Consider the following 17,959-nt stretch of genomic DNA (forward strand, 5'->3'; position numbering starts at 1 on the left):
CCCATGTCCGCCGCATTCGACACCGTGATCATCGGGGCGGGGAACGCCGGGGTCTCCCTGGCCGCGCGGCTGCGCAACGACGGCCGGCATAACATCGCCCTGGTCGACCCGAACCCTGTCCACCGCTACCGGCCGATGCTCAACTACGCCGCGGCCGGAACCGCGCGGATGGATCGGTACGAGCGCTCGATGGCCCAGGTGGTCCCGGACGGCGTCCAGCTCCTCCCCCACGCGGCCACCAAGATCGACCCGGCCGGCCGCACCGTCACGCTCGGGTCCCGCACCGCGGCCGACTCCGGCCCCACGCTGAGCTACGACAACCTGGTGCTGTGCCCCGGGCTGACCCCGCGCTGGGACGCGATCCCCGGGCTGGACGAGGCCTACGTCAACGGCTGGGCGATGTCGGCACACGTGCCCGAATACGCCGGTCGCGCGTGCGCCGCGCTGGTCCGGGTGCGCGAGGGCACCGTGGTGTTCGCGGTGCCGCCCGAACCCGCCTCGTGCGGGGGCACGGTGCTCAAGGCGCTCTTCCAGGCCTGCGACCACTGGCAGCGGGAGGGGGTTCTCGACCGGATCGACGTGCATCTGGCGACCCCGTTCAGTGGCATCCTCGGCCTCGAGCCCACCGATGCCCGGTTGCGTCCGTACATCACCCGGTACGGGATCACCGTCCACGAACAGACCCACGTCTCGGCCGTGGACCATCACGCCCGCACCGTTCGGCTCGACGGATCAGACACTGCGCAGCTCAGCACTCGGGAGATCAGCAATGTGAACCTGGCCTACGTGACCCCGCTGAGTCGGGCACCCCAGTTCGTCGCCGAGTCGGGTCTGGGCGACGGCGGCGACGCCGGACTGATCGAGGTGGACCCGGTCACCCTGCGCCACACCCGCGCCGAGTCGGTGTGGGGCCTCGGCGACGCGGCGACCGTGGACACCCGCCCGTCGGGCGGCGCGCTCCGCCCCCAGGTGGCGGTGGTGGCCGACGACCTGCGCACGGGCGGGCCGGCGACCCCCTACGACGGCTACACGATCATTCCCATCGCCGTGAGCCGGGACCGGCTGATGCTGGCCGAGCACGATCGGGACGGTCGGCCGGCGCCCTCGGTGCGCGGGATCGACCTGACCAGGCCCCGGCGGATCACGCATCTGTTCGACCGGTACGTGCAGCCGGTCATCTACTTCCGGAAGCTGCTGCGCGGGCGGGTCTGACCGCGCACGGGGTCACGGCAGGCTGGGTCGCCGCAGGCTGGGTCGCCGCAGGCTGGGTCGCTGCAGGCTGGGTCAGGACCCGCGCGCCTCGTCCCGCGGGCCGACCCCGGCGCGCAGCGCGGCCTCGACCATGTCGTACAGGTGCGCCACCACGTCCTCGAATTCCGAGTTGACCACGGTGTTGCCGGCGTCCCGGCGGTCCTCGTATACGGCCAGTGCGCCGGTGAACATCTGGGTGGCCAGGTCGATGCGCTCGAAGGCCACCCGCCGCGGCAGGTGCGAGAGCGCGTCGATCAGGCGCACCACCACGTCGTCGGTGGCGGTGCGCAGATTCGCCTCCGGGACCCCGGGCGCCATGACCGGGCCGACCCGCTGCAGGAATCGCGCATAGTGGGTGGCCTCGGGCTGGGCGCGGAGGAGGTCGACGATCGGCTCGAGGAGCACCCGCACCAGCGTGGTCAGGTCCGTCCCCAGGCCGTCGTCGTCGATCACCGCCAAGCGCTTCTGCCTGTTGGCGTCGAGCGCGACCAGCCGGCGGCGCAGGACCTGCATGATGAGGCCGTTCCGGCTGCCGAAGTGGTACTGCACGGCCGAGTTGTTGCGCTGACCGGCGGCCGTGGCGACGTCGCGCATGGACACCTGGTCGATGCCGCGCTCGCCGATCAGTTTCTCCGCGACCTCGATCATCGCCGTCTTGGCGTCCTTGTTCTCGGTGGAGGACGAGGTCTTGTCGGCCGGGTCCTCGCCCATGTCCGCCATGGCACCACCTCCGTCCGGCTCAGATCTTGGCTGCACCGGGACTCCACTTCCGTCCGGCCGCCTCGCCCACCTGGTTGAAGCTCAAGACGGTGAGGAACAGCACGACCGCGGGTATCCCCACGAGGTACGGATACCGCTGGAAGTCGCTCTGTCCGGCGCTGATCATGTTCCCCCAGGTGGGCTCAGGCCGGGGGATGCTCAACCCCAGGTAGCTCAGCGATGCCTCGGCCACGATGAGCACGGCGATGAGCATGAAGCTATATGAGAAGACCGGTTGGACGATGTTCGGGGTGACCTCCCGCAGCATGATCCGCAGCTCACCGGCCCCGAGTGACCTGGCGGCGGTGACGAATTCCCGACCCGCGAAACTCATCGCATTGGCCCGGACGAGCCGAGCGTAGGCCGGCACCACCATGATCCCCAGCGCCAGCGTGACGTTGATCAGCGTCGGTTCGAGGACCGTGATGATCGCGATCAGCAGGATGAGCGAGGGGAAGGCCAGCAGGGTGTCGACCAGGATCGAGACGACCCGGTCGGTCCAGCCGCCGCGGTACCCGGCCAGCAGCCCGAGTGCGCCGCCGATCAGCGCGCCGATCAGGACCCCGCCGATGCCCACCACCAGGGAGACCCGCGCGCCGTAGAGGAGTCCGCCCAGGATGTCCAGACCCTGCCCGTCGGTGCCGAAGGGGTGAGCCGTGAACAGGTCGGGCGGCATCAGGGAGCGCGTCGTCAGCGCGAGCGAGGGATCGCGCGCCTCGCTCAGCGGCAGGAAGTCCACGACGAGGGCGCCCAGCAGGATGAGGAAGGTCCACCCCAGCGCCAGGGCGGTGGCGAGCCCGGAGAGCGTGGGCATCCGTGGGCGGCGGCGGGCGGGGCCGGGCGCGGGACCGGAACCGGGGGCGGGGGCGGGTGCCACGACAGGGTCCACGATGGGGGCCGCGGCGGCGGTTGTACGGGTCGGAGCGGTGTCAGCCACGGCGGATCCTCGGGTCGATGAGTGCGTAGGTGACGTCCACGATCATGTTGACCAGGACGTAGAAGATGGCGATCACGAGTACTCCGCCCAGGACCACGGGCAGGTTCTGGTTCTGCACGGCGTTGACGATCATGCTGCCCATCCCGGGGAGGTTGAACAGGCGCTCGACCACCACGGTCCCGCCGATGAGCCGGCCGAGGCTGATGCCCGCGAGCGTGATGATGGAGACCGTCGACGGCCGCAGCGCCTCCGAGACCAGGACATGGCCGGTGGGCATTCCCTTGGCGCGGGCCGAGAGGACGAAGTCCTGCTGCAGGGTGGAGATCATGTCGGTCCGCAGGACCCGCGTGAAGATCGCGACCTCCATGAGCGCGAGCGTGATGGCCGGCAGGGCGATGCTGCGCAGGTTCTCCCCCAGCCCGTCGGCCAGCGGCGAATAGCCCTGGCGTGGGAACTCGGGCAGGAACAGTGCTGCCAGGGCCAACACCACGCCCACCCCGAGCCCACCGAGCAGGGCCCGGCCCCACATCGCACCGGGCGCCCCGCGACCGCCGCGACGGCCGACGGGGGACAACGCGACGGCCAGCCCGATCACGACCGCGGCACCCAGGATCAGCTGCTGCGCCAGGGAGTGGTTGAACACGAAGAGGTAGATCAGCAGCAGGCCCGCCACGAAGCTGGGCACCGAGATGAACGCGAACGCCACGAGGGAGGCGACCTGGTCGAAGACCCCGCCCCGGCGGTAGGCCGACCACACGGCGACGGGCACGGCTATCGCCAGGGAAAGGATGATCGACAGGAAGGCGAGCTGCATGGTCACGGGTAGCGCGTTGCCGATCATCTCGGTCACCGGCTGGTTGGGCTGGATGAGCGAGCGACCGAGATCGCCGGACGCCAGTCCACCGGCCCAGTCCCCGAACCGGGTTGTCACGGGGTCGTCCAGCCCCATCTCCTCCCGGGCCGACTGGTACTGCTCGGCGGTGGCTCCCGGACCGACAGCCGAGGCCGCGGAATCTCCTGGCACCGCCTCCATCAGGAAGAACGCGCCGGTGGCGGCGAGTAGGACGACGACGACCGCGTGCAGAGCGCGTTCGCCAATGAACCTGAGCACGTGGGGGACCCTTCGGTTGAGGCACCGCATGAGGCGGTTTCTTAATTGCCTTGACGAAAGACACACTATGCCGTGATACTCGTCACAGCAACACGTTTTAAGTACACGACTTAGACGTCGGACCGAGACACCCACACCAGGAGGCAGTCATCGCCGCCGCACCGCCCCGCGGGCCCGAAACCACGGCCGACACCGACCTGCTGCTCAAGGTCCGCGACCTCCGCACACACATCGACACGCCGGCGGGTCGGATCACCCCGGTCGACGGGGTCGACATCTCGCTACGCCGCGGCGAGACCATCGGCATCGTCGGGGAATCCGGGTCCGGCAAGTCGATGCTCGTGCGCTCGATCATGGGGATCGCCCCGACCGCCGCGACGGTGGATCCCACCTCGACCGTCGACTTCGCCGGCCGGGACGTGCTCGCCCTGACCCAGCGTGAGGCGCAGAAGTTCTGGGGCCGCGAGATCGCCATGGTCTTCCAGGACCCGCTCACCTCGCTCAATCCCATCCGGACCATCGGTCGGCAGATCATCGACCCCCTGCGGCACCACCTCGGCCTGAGCCGGCGGGACGCCACCGACCGCGCGGTGGAGATGCTCGAACGCGTCCGGATCCCGTCCCCCCGGGCCCGGTTGACCGAGTACCCCCACCAGCTCTCGGGCGGGATGCGCCAGCGTGTCGGAATAGCGATCGCGCTGTCCTGCTCGCCCAAACTGCTGATCGCCGACGAGCCCACCACCGCACTCGATGTGACGGTGCAACACGAGATCCTGGATCTGCTGCACGGGCTGCAGGCCGACGGCGACATGGCGATGATCCTGGTCAGCCACGACCTCGCCGTGGTCTCACAGCACACGGACCGGATCGGGGTCATGTACGCCGGCCGCTTCCTGGAGGTGGGCCAGACGCGCGCCCTGCTGGATGAACCCGCACACCCGTACACCGGCGCGTTGCTGGACTCGATCCCCCGGCCCGACCTGCCGCCGCACACCCGGCTGACCGTCATCGAGGGCCGTCCGCCGGACCTGCGGGCGATGCCCCCGGGGTGTCGGTTCGCCCCCCGCTGTCCCCGGGTGGCCGACGACTGCCTCGCCCTGGACCCCCCGCTCGAGGACGTCGCCGGCTACGCCGCCCCCGAGCCCGGTGCCGACTCCCGCCCGGCCGCGGTCCACCGGGTCGCGTGCCTCCACCCGACCGTCCCCGCCCGCCCCCGATCGAGCAGTGAGGCATCATGACCGGCACCCCCTCGGACGTCGCCGATGCGCCGATCCCTGCGTCCACCGGCCGGCCCGCCGACGCCAAGCTCGTCGTCGACAACGTCACCGTCGAGTACCAGACCCGCAAGGGCACGGTGCACGCCGTCACGGACGTCTCGCTCGACGTCCCCCGCGGCACCACCCTCGCCCTGGTGGGCGAGTCGGGGTGCGGCAAGTCCAGCCTCGGCCGGGCGCTACTGCAGCTCCCCCGCCCCACCTCTGGGCGCGTGGTCGTGGACGGCACCGACCTGAGCGGGCTCTCCGGTTCGGCGCTCAAGCGGGCCCGCAAGTCCATCCAGATGGTGTTCCAGGACCCCATCTCCTCGCTCAACCCGCGCCGGAAGGTCCGGGACATCGTGGCGGAAGGGCTGCAGATCCAGGGCACGGGCGGCGACAAGGCCGAGATGCGGCGCCGGGTCGACGCCACGATGGAGGCCGTGGGCCTGGACCCCGCGTCCGCCGGTGACCGGCGTCCGTCGGAGTTCTCCGGCGGGCAGTGCCAGCGGATCGCCCTGGCCCGCGCGCTGGTCCTCGAGCCGGAGGTGCTGGTGTGCGACGAGCCGGTGTCCGCGCTCGACGTCTCGGTCCAGGCGCAGATCCTCAACCTGCTCGAGGACATGAAGGAGCGCTTCCACCTGACCATGGTGTTCATCTCCCACGACCTGTCGGTGGTGCACAACATCGCCGACCGCGTGGCGGTGATGTACCTGGGAACGGTGTGCGAGGTCGCCGACACCGCCGCGCTCTACCGGGCGCCCGCGCACCCGTACACGATGCTGCTGATCTCGTCGGCTCCCACGCTCGGCGGCACCCTCGCGGACACACTCGGCGAGTCGCCGATCACCGCCACGAGTTCGGAGCTGCCCTCCCCGCTCGACCCTCCGACCGGTTGCAGATTCCGGACCCGGTGCCCCCGGGCCACCGAGATCTGCGCTGCTGAACGCCCCCCACTCACCGTCATCGCACCCGGCCACCAGGTCGCGTGTCACCACCCTCTCGAGGAGAACCGATGAATCGCACCACCAGCGCGCTGGCCGTACTCGCGGCCGCGACCCTGACTCTGACCGCCTGCGGCGGTGGCGGGGACGACTCCACGAGCGCGGCCGGCGGTGAGGGGCAGGCGCCCGACCAGTCCGAGCGCTGCACCGCGGACCTGGCCGGCGGGACGATCACCGTGGGCGAGTTCTCCATGCTCCCCAGTTTCGCGCCGGGCCAGGGCCAGTACGGCGTCCGGGGCGGCGCCCAGTCGGCGGCCGTCTACGACCGGCTGATGGTGTGGAACCCCGAGGCGGAGGCGTTCGAGCCCAAACTCGCCGAGTCGCTGGAGGCCAACGCCGACAACACCGTGTGGACCCTGAAGCTCCGCGAGGGCGTCACCTTCTCCAACGGCGACCCGCTCACCGCCGAGGATGTTGCATTCACGGTCGGCCTGCACAAGAACCCGGCCACCCGGTCGGTGGCGATGACCGAGGCCATGGAGATCTCCGACGCCCGCGTGGTGGACCCGCTCACCGTCGAGTTCACGCTCGCCAAGCCGTGGGCCGGTTTCCCCGTGACGCTCGCCGGCACGGTCGGGGAGGTCTTCCCCAAGAAGGCCTACGAGTCCGCCGACCCGCAGGAGTGGGCCCGCAACCCGGTCGGTGCCGGCGCCTTCACGCTCGCCAGCTACACCCCCGACCAGGAGGTCGTGCTCGAGCCGAACCCGGCCTACTACGGCGGACCGGTCTGCCCGACCCTGAAGTTCATCCGTATCCCCGGCACCCAGGGCACCTACGACGCCTTCCAGACCGACGAGGTCCAGGTCGGCTTCCTGCGCGGCGCCAAGTTCGTCACCACGGCGCAGGACGACGACGTCCGGGGCTTCGAGGAGATCATCAGCTCCGGCTCGGTGCTCAACATGAACTCCGGCAAGGCCGGGTACGACGGCGTCCTCACCGACGTCCGCGCCCGCCGGGCCGTCGCCGCCGCGATGGACCGCGACCTGTGGAACCAGCGGCTGTACGCCGGCGAGGGCCAGCCGACCTCCGCGCTGGTGGCCGAGTCGTCCCGCCTCTTCGACGGCCAGCAGGGTCCGGCGTACGACGCCGAGAAGGCCAAGGGGCTCGTCGCGGAGATCAAGGCCGACCGCCCGGACTGGGACGGCACTCTGCGCATGCTCATCTCCGACGGTCCCGAGAACATCGAGGCCGGGGTCGTGGCCAAGGCACTGCTGGATGCGGCCGGGTTCAACGTAGTGATCGAGAACGCCCCCGTCTCCCAGGTCACCGCACGCCAGTTCACCGGTGACTACGAGATCGTGATCGGCGGCCTGGCCACCACGGACGCCGATCCGGCGGCCGCCTTCGCCAGCGGAATGCTCCCGAACGGCGCGACCAACCTCTCGGGGATCAACAACCCGGAGCTGACCGCCGCGGTGAACGACCTCAAGGCCGCCGCCGACCTCGACGCCCAGAAGGCGGCGCTCACCGCCCTCCAGGAGGTGTTCAACGAGCTCCAGCCGTTCACCGTGATGGCCAACGCCGAGCAGTACGTGGCGGTCTCCGACACCGTCGGCGGACTCACGCCCACCCTGTCCTCGACCGTCCTCTACGACGGGGCCTTCCTCAAGAAGTAGCCCCCTCCGGCGGCCCTGACCCTGCCGCCCCGCACCGCCCCCGCGTGCCCCGGGCTCTCGCCCACCGGAGAGAGCCCGGGGCACGTCCTCGCCCACGTCACCGGCACGCGGCCGGCCCACCGGCACGCCGCGCGTCCACTGTCGATCAGGAGATACAGATGAACCGCACCACCGTCGCGCTGGCCACCCTGGCCACCGCTGCACTCACCCTCACCGCGTGCGGAGGCGGCGGGGACGCCGCCGAGTCCGCGTCGGGCGCCACCGCGCCGGACCAGTCCGAGCGGTGCACCGAGGACAAGGCCGGCGGCACCATCACGATGGGCGAGTACTCGATGCTCCCGTCGTTCGCGCCCGGCCAGGGTTCGTTCGGCGTGCGGGGCGCGGCCGAGTCCACCGCCGTGTACGACCGACTGATGATCTGGAACCCGGAGGCCGCGGAGTTCCAGCCCAAGCTCGCCGAGTCGCTCGAGGCCAACTCCGACAACACCGTCTGGACCCTGAAGCTCCGCGACGGCGTCATGTTCTCCAACGGCGACGAGCTGACCGCCCAGGATGTGGCGTACACGATCGACCTGCACAAGGACCCGGCCACCCGCTCCAACGCGATGACCGACGCCAAGCAGATCGAGCAGGCCCGGGTCGTGGACCCGACCACGGTGGAGTTCACGCTCGCCGAGCCGTGGGCCGGGTTCCCGATCCTGCTCGCCGGCCCGGCCGGCGAGGTCATCCCGCAGCAGGCCCACGAGGCCGCGGACCCGCAGGACTGGTCGCGCAACCCGATCGGGGCCGGCGCGTTCACCGTCGCGTCCTACACCCCGGATCAGGAGCTCGTGCTGGAGCCCAACACCGGGTACTACGGCGGCCCCGTCTGCCCGACCCTGAAGTTCATCCGCATCCCCGGCTCGCAGGGCACCTACGAGGCGTTCCAGACCGGCGAGCTGCAGCTCGGCTTCCTGCGCGGCGCCAAGACGGTCACGGCCGCCCAGGATGCCGGCGCTCGGGGCTTCGAGGTCATCACCAGCGCCGGTTCGCTCCTCAACCTCAACTCCGGCAACGCCGGCTACGACGGCGTCCTGACCGACGAGCGGGCCCGCCAGGCCGTCGCCAAGGCCATCGACCGGGACCTCGTGGACCAGCGACTGACCGGCGGCGTGGGCCAGCCGACCTCGGCCATCGTCGCCGAGTCCTCGCGCTTCTTCGACGGGCAGCAGGGCCCGCAATTCAACACGGAGGAGGCCACCGCGCTCGTCGACCAGGTCAAGGCCGACCGCCCGGACTGGGACGGGAAGATCACCCTGCTCGTGGCCGACAGCCCCGAGAACATGGAATCCGGTGTCGCCGTCAAGGCGCTGCTGGACGCGGCCGGCTTCGACGTCACCATCGAGAGCGCGCCGGTGGCGCAGGCCACCGCGCGGCAGTTCACCGGTGACTACGAGGCCGTGATCGGCGGTCTGTCGCCGTCCGACGCCGATCCCGCCTCGACCTTCGCCAGCACCATGTCCCCGGGTGGTTCGCTGAACATCACGGGCATCGACGACCCCGAGCTCACCAAAGCCGTGACCGCGTTCAAGGCCGCCCCGGACCTCGAGTCGCAGAAGGCGGCGCTGACCGAGCTGCAGGAGGTCTACAACCGCGTGGTGCCGTTCGCGGTCCTGGCCAACGCGCAGGAGTACGTGGTGGTCGACGAGTCGGTCAAGGGCGTCTCGCCCACCCTCTTCTCGACCATGATGTTCGATGGCGCGTACATCGAGCAGTAACACCCCGGCGCGCTGACGCCCCCGCACGACCAGAACCGCCCCATAGACCGCGGCCCCGGATCCTCGCTGAGAGGATCCGGGGCCGCGGTCGTGTCGGTCGGGCGCGGTGTCCGGGGCCGTCCGCGGGCCCGGTGTGTCAGGCGGGGCTACGTCCGTAGAGCTCGTATTCGGCCAGGAGAGCAGTCCGGTCGTCGCTGCTCATCGCGCGGTACTCGTGGGTCTTGGGGTCTCCCACGTAGACGGCGTCCTCGACGGTCCAGGACTCGCGGCGCAGTCCCTTCTTGTCGATCTTGCGCGTGGCGGTCACCGGGATGTCGTCCACGACGCGGACGAACCGCGGTGCCCACTTGGTGCCCAGGTCCGATTGTCCGGCGAGGAACCGGCCGAACGCGTCCGGGTCGAAGGGCGTGCCGTGGGCCATCTCGATGGACGCCATCACCTGGTCTCCCGTGCGCGGGTCGGGGACCGGGTACACGGCCACCAGACCGACGCCGGGGAAGCGGGCCAGGATCCGCTCGACCGGCGCGGCGGAAAAGTTCTCGCTGTCCACCCGCAGCCAGTCGCCACCGCGACCGGCGAAGTAGAAGAAGCCCGCCTCGTCGCGGTAGCCCAGGTCCCCCGACCGGTAGGTGGCGCCGTCGATCCGCTCCGCGGTGGCGCCGGGGTTGCGGTAGTAGCCCTCGAACATGGCGGCGCCCGTACGGTTGACGATCTCGCCGATCGCGGATTCGGGGTTGAGCAGCCGGCCGCCTGCGTCGAACTCGGCGCGCGGGCACTCGTCGCCGCCTCCGTCGAGGATGCACACGTCCATGAACTCAGGCGGGACGCCCAGTGCGTTCCGGGGTGAATCGGGCGTGAGGCTGATGACCACCGCGCCCTCGGACGAGCCGTAGCTCTCGATGGGCCGGGTGCCGAAGCGACGCTCGAACTCGTCACGGTCGTGCGGGGACGCCTCGGTGCCGAACACCAACCTCAACCGGTTCTCACGCTCCCCGGGCGACTCCGGGAGCGCCAGGATGTACGCCAGCGAGCGGCCCACGTAGTTGAAGAACGTCGCCCCGAACTCGCGGATGTCGGGCAGGAATCCGGAGGCGGAGAACTTGCGACGCATGCTGAAGGTCGCGCCGGTGAACACCGAGGGCGCCCAGCAGGACATGATCGCGTTGCCGTGGAACAACGGCATCGAGTTGTAGGTGACGTCATCGCGCGTGAACGACAGGTGGTTGATCGCGGCGAGCGAGGCCAGCCGTCCGGTGCTGCAGATGACCGCCTTGGGCGCGCCGGTGGACCCTGACGTGAACGTGAGCAGGAGCCTGGTCGAGGGATCGCGGGACTCCCCGGCCACGGTCAGCTCCTCGTCGGCGGCCGCCGTCACGGCGTCCTGCCAGCTCCGGCTGTCGATCGAGAAGACCCGGTCGGCGTCGACGCCCGTGTCGAGTCCGTCGAGGAGCCCTGCCTGCGCGGAGTCGGTGATGATGAGGTCGCAGTCCACGCCCCGGATGTCCGCAGCGAGCTCGGCGCCCCGGCGGGTGGGGTTGATGCCGATGATCGTCGCGCCGCTGAGGGCACCTGCGCCGATCAGGAAGATGTAGTCGGGCACGTTCTCGAGCAGGACGCCCACGTGGAACGGGCGACCGGCCCGCCGGTGCCGGAGCAGCACCGCGGCTCGCTTGTCGCACTCCCTCACCACTTCGTCCCAGGTGTAGGTCTGGTCCTCGAACAGCAACCCCGGCCGGGAGTCGCCGCGCCGGCGCCCCAGGACGTCGGCAAAGGTGAGGCGCTGCGCGGCCACCTCGGCCGGGAGCATCCGCTCGACCACGGAGATCCCGGCGTCGGCTGCGGCAGCGCTGGCACTGGCGCCGTCGGTCGGGGTGGACAGTGTCTCGTCGGTCGTGCTGGGCATCCGTGTAGACCTCTCGTTCTTCGGGGTGGCGGCTACTCTCGGCCACCGCACATAACAACTGTTGTGTGGCGGCTTCCTGACGCGTGATGCTAGTCGAGTTGTGCCCGACGTCACAAGCATCCGGCGTGGCCTATCGTGAACCCCGGAGCTGCTCTCCCCAATCCGTCCCCGCCCGCCCGGACAGCCCACCGACCTGACGTGAGGACGTACCGCACCATGACCCCATCCGGCATCGACGCGAATCGCCGCGAGATCGCCTCGGCCGCGTGCGAGCTGGTCGCAGCCGACGGTCTGGACAACGTCTCCATGCGCCGGATCGCCACGTCCCTCGGGTCGACCACCGGGTACATCTCGCACTACTACGCGGACAAGGAGGACCTGCTCGAGGCGGCACTGCGTGCTGCGCTCGACGAGATAACCACGCGGTCGCAGCCGCAGTCGACGAACCTCGAGGAGTGGATCGACCGGGCCGTGGGCACCCTGCCCCACGGCGACGAGTCACAGCGGTTCTGGCGCGTGCTCACCGCGTTCCAGGCCGCCAGCCTGAACAGCCCACGGCTGGCTGAGGTGCTGCGCGTCTACGTCGCCGGACAGGAGGCGGTGCTCGCGGGCCACCTCGTCGCGGTGGTGGGCGGGGACCCGCACACGCCCGGGGCTGCCGCCCTCGCCCGTTCGCTCTTCGCCCTCGTCTCCGGACTGGGCACCACCCTGACCATTACGCCGGGCGCGTTCACTCCCGAACAGCAGCGGGTCGTGGTGCGGTCCGCGGTTTTCGCGCTGGTGGACGAGTTCAACGAGCGGTAGCCCGGCCACGGGGGTCGCCCGGCCACGCGTGGACGAGGTGTCCACGCCGTGCCGGGCGACCCGCGACAGGACGACGACGACGAGGTGCGCGGCCTCAGTTCACGCGGCGCAACTTGGTGTTGACGAACTCGCCCATCCCCCAGCGGCCCAGCTCCCGGCCGTAACCGGAGGCCTTGACCCCGCCGAAGGGCAGCCCGGCGCGGGTGGTGCCGTGCTCGTTGACGTAGACCATCCCCGCCTCGATCCGGTCAGCCACCTCCGCTGCCTCCTCCGGGTCGGTGCCCCAGACGGAACCGGAGAGGCCGAAGCGGGTGTCGTTGGCGATCCGCAGCGCCTCGTCGAGGTCCGAGTACCGGTACACCATGGCGACGGGCCCGAAGACCTCCTGGTGGTAGACGTCCATCTCCGGGGTGATGTCGGTCAGGACGGTCGGTTCCATGTAGGCGCCGGGCCGGTCGACCGGGTCGCCGCCCACCCGGAGCTTGGCGCCCTGCTCGACCGCTGTCTTGACCTGTTCGACCACGCCGTCGCGGGCGTCCTCGCTGGACAGCGGGCCCATCTCGGTGGTCTCGTCGTCCGCCGGGCCGACCGTGATCCTGGAGTACAGATCGGTGAGTCCGGTGACGAAGTCGTCGTAGATCGCCTCCGGGACGAACATCCGTTTGGGCGAGTTGCAGGCCTGCCCCGCGTTGAGCAACCGCGCCCGGCCGACGGTGCCGACCAGCTCGTCCACGTTGTCGGTGTCCAGGATGATGAGCGGGTCGGAGCCGCCGAGCTCCAGCACGCTCTTCTTGAGGTTCTTGGCGGCGACCTCGGCCACCGCCGCTCCGGCGCCCTCGCTGCCGGTGAGCGAGACCCCGTGGACGCGGGGGTCGGCGATCATGGTCGCCACCTGGTCGGATGAGGCGTAGACGTTGACGTAGGCGTCCTCCGGCAGTCCGGCCTCGCGCTGGATCAGCTCCACCAGCGCCGAGCTCTTGGCGCAGATCGAGGCGTGCTTGAGGATCACCGTGTTGCCGGCCATGAGGTTGGGCGCGGCGAACCGGGCCACCTGGTAGTAGGGGTAGTTCCACGGCATCACGCCGACGAGCGGGCCGACGGCTTCGACGGTGACGGTGCTCTCCCGCGCGCCGGCGACCTCGAGCGCCTCCGGCTTCAGCAGTGCGGGGCCGTGCTCGGAGTACCAGCGGTAGATGGAGGCGGCCAGCGCGACCTCGCCCGCCGCCTCGGCGAGGGGCTTGCCCATCTCCTCGGCGATCGCGGCGGCCAGTTCGTCGCTGCGGGCCTCGAACCCGCCGGCGATCGCGGCGAGCACTGCGGATCGCTCGGCGGGCGGGGTCGCGCGCCAGTGGGCGAAGCCGTCGGTGACCCGGGCGAGAACGGCGTCGATCTCGCCGTCGTCGAGTCCCGGGTACTCGGCGACGGTCTGGCCTGTGGACGGGTTGTGGGTCTGGTACGTGCTCATGAGCGATCACATCCTGACGTGTCGGTGGCGTGTCCGCGACGGTACGCCCGGTCAGCGGGCCTCGCAGTCGGCCGTCACCGCGCCACCGTCACCACCCCGCTGTCACCCTCACCGCGCCACCGTCACCACCCGTCGAAGCCCGGGGCCACCGTCAGCCAGGGCGCCGCCGCCTCGAGCTGTCCGGACAGGCGCAGCAGCAGGTCCTCGCGCGCGTAGTCGGCGACGAGTTGCACCCCCACCGGGAGCCCGCGCCCATCGGTGCCCAGGGGCAGGGAGATCGCGGGCTGACCGGAGAGGTTGAACAGGCTGGTGGCGGCCGAGAACATCGACGACCGGGTCCACATGGATTCGGGGTCCGTCACGTCGAGGAATCCCAGCTCCGGGGTGGTGACCGGCATGGTGGGCAGCAGCAGCGCGTCGACCCCGGCAGCGGCGAACAGCTCGGCCACCCGCCAGCCGGTGCGCTGCGCCGTCTCCAGTGCCCGGGACAACCGCGGCGCGGTCAGGCTCAACGAATTCTCGAGGATCCGCCGGGTCCACGGCTCCAGGTCGTCCTCGCGGAGCTCCCGGCCGAGATGGGTGAGCCTGTCCTCGACCTTCGCCTGCAGCTGCGCGCCCATGATGTCGCCGATCGCGACCATCACCTCGATCACGTCGATCCCCAGCTCGACCTCGATCACCTCGTGCCCGAGCCCGTCCAGCAGCGAGGCGGTGCGGTCCACCGCCGCCGAGCAGTCCGGGTCGGTCGGGAACGGGCCGGGCGCCGTGCGCATCACGCCGATCCTCAAGTGCCCGGGATCGGTCCCGGCCTCGGCGAGGAACGGTCGCGCCGGGGTCGGGGCCCCGTACGCGTCGCCGGGCACGTGCCCTGCCACCACGTCGAGCAGAGCCGCGCTGTCGCGGACGGTCGCGGTCACGGCGTGGTGATAGGCGATCGGCGCCGCCAGAGCTGCCGGGTGCGGCCAGGTGGGCACCCGGCCACGGCTGGGTTTGAGGCCCACCAGTCCGCACATGGCGGCCGGGATCCGGATCGACCCGCCGCCGTCCGTGGCATGGGCGACCGGGACCATCCCCGAGGCGACCGCAGCCGCCGACCCACCGCTCGAACCTCCGGTGGAGTAGTCGGGGTTCCACGGATTGCGGCACGGCCCGTAGAGCAGCGACTCGGTGGTGGTGGTCTTGCCCATCTCGGGCACGTTGGTGGTCCCCAGCACCAGCATCCCGGCGGCCTTGTAGCGCTGGACGATCGCGCTGTCGACGGTCGCGACGACATCGGCGAACAACCGGGAGCCGTCGGTGGCGGGCTGACCGGCCACATCGGTGCCCAGGTTCTTGATGACGATCGGCACCCCGCGCAGCGGCCCGCCCGGCAGGCCTACCGCGATCTCGGCGCGGGCATCGTCGAACCGGGTCGACACCACGGCATTGAGCTGGGGATCGAGGGTCTCGATCCTGTCGATCGCCCGCTCGAGGACCTCGGTCGGGTCCGTGGCCCCGGAGCGGATGTCGGCGGCCAGCGCCAGGGCATCTCGCCGGCCCACAGCCGCGGGACGGACCGTGTCGGCTCGGTTGTGCGTGGTCGGGAGGTCGAGGTGTCGGGTCACGGTGCTGTGGGGACCTTTCGTGTGGCGCGCTGGGTGGGGAATCGCGCGGAGCGGGAGGCGTCTGGTCGGGCGGGGTCCGGTTGGCGGACATCCCCCCGCGGTTGGCGGACATCTGATGCGCTCAGGGGCCGGTTTCTCGCGAAAAATGTCCGCCAACCAGGTCAGCTGTCCGCCAACCGGGGCCAGCCCCAGCAGGACTGGCCGTCAACCGGGGCCAGCCCCAGCAGGACTGGCCGTCAACCGGCGTCAGCCCCAGCGGGACTGGCCGCCGTCCAGCGGGATGGTCGCGCCGCTGAGGTAGGAGGACTCGGCCGAGCACAGCCAGGCGACGGGGCGGCCGATGTCGGAGAGCGGGTCGCCCACGCGTCCGGCGGGGATGCCCGCGACGAACTCGGCGGCCTCCTCGGGGTTGTTGTCCATCCACCAGTCCAGCCCGGGGCTGTGGGCGTGCGGGGCCACGTTGAGCGCGCGGATGCCCTCGGCGGCCCACTCGTACGCGGCGGCCCGGGTCAGGGCGCGGATGGCCTCTTTGACGGCGGCGTAGATGCCGTAGTTGGCCGCGTCCCAGCGCACGGCGGCGGAGGTGACGAGGTTGATCACGGTGCCTCCGCCGCGCTTTGCCATCTCGGGCCGGGCCAGCTTCATGAGGCTGAAGGTCACCCGGGGCCCGCCCTCGAAGGCCTTGCGGAAGTCGTCGTCGGGGTAGTCCGACAGCGGCAGCGGCATGGCCATATTGGCGTTGTTGACCAGGATGTCGACCCCGCCCAGCCGCTCTACGGCAGTGGCGATGATCGACTCGGGCGCGCCGTCGGTGACGATGTCCACGGCCAGACACTCCGCGGTGCCGCCGGCGGAGCGGATCTCCTCGGCGACCTTCTCCAGCTTGTGCATCCGGCGACCGACCAGCAGCACCGCAGCGCCCGACTCGGCCAGCCCGAGCGAGATGCCGCGGCCGACGCCCTGCCCGCCGCCGGTGACGATGGCGACCTTGCCCGCCAGTCGGTCTTCGCGAGCGGTGCCCGGTGCGGCAGCCGCCTGCAGACCAGGGGCGTTCTGTGCCGCGGTGTTCTGTGCGGCGGTGTTCTGTGCGGCGGTGTTCTGTGCGGCGGTGTTCTGTTCGGGGGTGGCGGTCATGGGGTCCTCCGGTGGTGGGAACAGTTGAATGCAGTTGATGCGGCGGCGGTCACGCCGTGACGATGGTGAGCAGACCGGCGATCACCACGAGGGCGATCACGGCCGAGCGGAAGACGTGCGTGGGCAGTCGCTGGGCGATCGAGATCCCGAGCTGGTTGGCCACCACTCCGGCGACCGTGCACGCGGCCAGCAGGGGCAGCAGCCCGGGGACGTCGATCCCCGTGCCGGCCCACAGCATCGCCAGGGACAGCACGCTGGTGACGACGAAGTAGCCGGCGAGGTCCGCGATGAAGCTCAGCGGCGGCAGCTTGGCGCGGCTCAGCAGCAGGACGACCGGCGGCCCGTTGAGCGAGGTGGTGGTGGAGAAGTAGCCGCTGATCGCCCCGGTCGCGGCGGTGGCCCACCTCGACGGCGGCCGAGCCGTGCGCGAGGCTGGCAGCGCCATCGCCAGCCCGCAGAGCACGGTGATCGCTCCGGCGGCCGGCGCGAGGAGCTGTTCGGGAAGCAACCCGAGCGTCTGCACGCCCAGCCAGGCCCCCGGCAGGCTCGCCGCCCCCAGGACCGCGACCCGCGGCCAGTCGATGTGTCGGCGCAGCTGGTAGGTGACGCCCAGCCTCGTGACCAGGGCCACCACCAGGTTCACCACCACCGTCTCGGTCAGCCCGATCCCCGCCATGAGCATGAAGGGGGTCGCGATGAGCGAGGTCCCGAATCCGGTGGCGCCGCCGATCACCGAGGCCACGGCCACGCAGAGCACCGCGACACCGATCAACTCCATGCGCGGTCTTCACTGCCACCTCCACCGCGGGTCCGGGCCGCCCCGGCCGACCACGCCGTCACTCCGCGGTGGCGGGCGCGAGGTGGTTGTCGGTCAGCGTGAAGCTGGGTACGTCCTTGAGGTCGATCATCGCCTCGTAGGTGCGCTTGTAGCCGGTGCTCGCGATCATCCAGCGACCGTCGATCCGGGCGTAGGTGTCCTCGTAGAAGGCGCCACCGAAGATCATCGTGTCGAACGCCGGGACGATCACGCGGTCCTGCAGGTACCAGCGCCCGGTGGCAGTGTCTCCGTCCACCTCGATCTCCGGGTGGTGTGCCTGGTGCTCGGTGATCACGTCGTCGGTCATCTGCCCCTTGAGCCCGTCCACCACCTGGTCCCGGCCGGTGTAGGACAGCCGCTTGCCGTACGAGGCCGAGACGTCCGGCGCCAGCGTCTGCGCGAGCTCGTCCCACAGCCGCAGGTCCACGCAGCGCAGGTAGCGGTACTTGAGAGCCTTGATCGCGTCGATGTCGTCACGGCGGTCGGTGGTCGTCATGTTCGGCCTTTCGGGCAGGGGTGCGCGGTCGGTTCCGCATCCGCTGCT

Annotated in this window: 15 protein-coding genes; 6 read left to right on the forward strand and 9 right to left on the reverse strand. The window is 70.8% G+C overall.

Annotation, left to right across the window (positions count from 1 at the left end; translation table 11 throughout):
• Positions 1–3 precede the first annotated feature (3 nt).
• Positions 4–1,212, forward strand: coding sequence for an FAD/NAD(P)-binding oxidoreductase (locus tag R4P08_RS09080; protein WP_317813473.1), 1,209 nt, complete (start codon positions 4–6; stop codon positions 1,210–1,212).
• 72 nt (positions 1,213–1,284) lie between these two features.
• On the opposite strand, the gene R4P08_RS09085 is transcribed toward R4P08_RS09080, so the two are convergent.
• Genes R4P08_RS09085 through R4P08_RS09095 form a run of 3 tightly spaced genes read right to left on the reverse strand, consistent with a single transcriptional unit; the run spans position 1,285 to position 4,058 of the window.
• Positions 1,285–1,971: a TetR/AcrR family transcriptional regulator gene (locus R4P08_RS09085; protein WP_317813475.1), complete on the reverse strand. Its 687-nt coding sequence runs from the start codon at positions 1,969–1,971 to the stop codon at positions 1,285–1,287.
• A 19-nt stretch (positions 1,972–1,990) separates the two neighbouring features.
• Positions 1,991–2,947, reverse strand: coding sequence for an ABC transporter permease (locus R4P08_RS09090; protein WP_317813476.1), 957 nt, complete (start codon positions 2,945–2,947; stop codon positions 1,991–1,993).
• On the reverse strand, positions 2,940–4,058 hold the full coding sequence (locus tag R4P08_RS09095; protein ID WP_317813477.1) for an ABC transporter permease: 1,119 nt from the start codon (positions 4,056–4,058) through the stop codon (positions 2,940–2,942). Before R4P08_RS09095 ends, R4P08_RS09090 begins: the two co-directional genes overlap by 8 nt.
• A gap of 275 nt (positions 4,059–4,333) precedes the next feature.
• Between R4P08_RS09095 and R4P08_RS09100 the strand changes: the two genes are divergently transcribed.
• The 4 genes from R4P08_RS09100 (at position 4,334) to R4P08_RS09115 (ending at position 9,688) form a co-directional block, all read left to right on the forward strand.
• Positions 4,334–5,296: an ABC transporter ATP-binding protein gene (locus R4P08_RS09100; protein ID WP_317813530.1), complete on the forward strand. Its 963-nt coding sequence runs from the start codon at positions 4,334–4,336 to the stop codon at positions 5,294–5,296.
• A complete protein-coding gene (locus R4P08_RS09105) occupies positions 5,293–6,330 on the forward strand; it encodes an oligopeptide/dipeptide ABC transporter ATP-binding protein (RefSeq protein WP_317813478.1) in 1,038 nt (345 codons plus the stop codon). Before R4P08_RS09100 ends, R4P08_RS09105 begins: the two co-directional genes overlap by 4 nt.
• On the forward strand, positions 6,327–7,931 hold the full coding sequence (locus R4P08_RS09110; protein ID WP_317813479.1) for an ABC transporter substrate-binding protein: 1,605 nt from the start codon (positions 6,327–6,329) through the stop codon (positions 7,929–7,931). The genes R4P08_RS09105 and R4P08_RS09110 overlap by 4 nt, the downstream gene beginning before the upstream one ends.
• A 158-nt stretch (positions 7,932–8,089) precedes the next feature.
• Positions 8,090–9,688, forward strand: a complete 1,599-nt coding sequence (locus tag R4P08_RS09115) for an ABC transporter substrate-binding protein (protein ID WP_317813480.1) — start codon at positions 8,090–8,092, stop codon at positions 9,686–9,688.
• Between the two features lie 136 nt (positions 9,689–9,824).
• On the opposite strand, the gene R4P08_RS09120 is transcribed toward R4P08_RS09115, so the two are convergent.
• Positions 9,825–11,495: an AMP-binding protein gene (locus tag R4P08_RS09120; RefSeq protein WP_317813531.1), complete on the reverse strand. Its 1,671-nt coding sequence runs from the start codon at positions 11,493–11,495 to the stop codon at positions 9,825–9,827.
• A 312-nt stretch (positions 11,496–11,807) separates the two neighbouring features.
• Here R4P08_RS09120 and R4P08_RS09125 point away from each other — a divergent pair, with 312 nt between their 5' ends.
• Positions 11,808–12,395: a TetR/AcrR family transcriptional regulator gene (locus R4P08_RS09125; protein ID WP_317813481.1), complete on the forward strand. Its 588-nt coding sequence runs from the start codon at positions 11,808–11,810 to the stop codon at positions 12,393–12,395.
• A gap of 94 nt (positions 12,396–12,489) precedes the next feature.
• Here the strand turns inward: R4P08_RS09125 and R4P08_RS09130 are convergent, their stop codons facing one another.
• The 5 genes from R4P08_RS09130 to R4P08_RS09150 all read right to left on the reverse strand — a co-directional run bounded on the left by R4P08_RS09130 (position 12,490) and on the right by R4P08_RS09150 (position 17,911).
• Positions 12,490–13,860, reverse strand: a complete 1,371-nt coding sequence (locus R4P08_RS09130) for an NAD-dependent succinate-semialdehyde dehydrogenase (RefSeq protein ID WP_317813482.1) — start codon at positions 13,858–13,860, stop codon at positions 12,490–12,492.
• A 122-nt stretch (positions 13,861–13,982) separates the two neighbouring features.
• Positions 13,983–15,464, reverse strand: coding sequence for an amidase (locus R4P08_RS09135; protein WP_317813483.1), 1,482 nt, complete (start codon positions 15,462–15,464; stop codon positions 13,983–13,985).
• Positions 15,465–15,710: 246 nt separating this feature from the next.
• Positions 15,711–16,598, reverse strand: coding sequence for an SDR family oxidoreductase (locus R4P08_RS09140; protein ID WP_317813484.1), 888 nt, complete (start codon positions 16,596–16,598; stop codon positions 15,711–15,713).
• Between the two features lie 49 nt (positions 16,599–16,647).
• Positions 16,648–17,376 carry a sulfite exporter TauE/SafE family protein gene (locus R4P08_RS09145; RefSeq protein ID WP_317813485.1) on the reverse strand — a complete coding sequence of 243 codons (729 nt, stop codon included), beginning with the start codon at positions 17,374–17,376 and terminating at the stop codon, positions 16,648–16,650.
• 58 nt (positions 17,377–17,434) lie between these two features.
• The gene (locus R4P08_RS09150) at positions 17,435–17,911 is read right to left on the reverse strand and encodes a nuclear transport factor 2 family protein (RefSeq protein WP_317813486.1); all 477 of its coding nucleotides are present in this window, start codon (positions 17,909–17,911) and stop codon (positions 17,435–17,437) included.
• Positions 17,912–17,959 lie beyond the last annotated feature (48 nt).

It is taken from the genome of Rhodococcus sp. IEGM 1408 (assembly GCF_033142235.1).
Lineage (GTDB): Bacteria > Actinomycetota > Actinomycetes > Mycobacteriales > Mycobacteriaceae > Dietzia.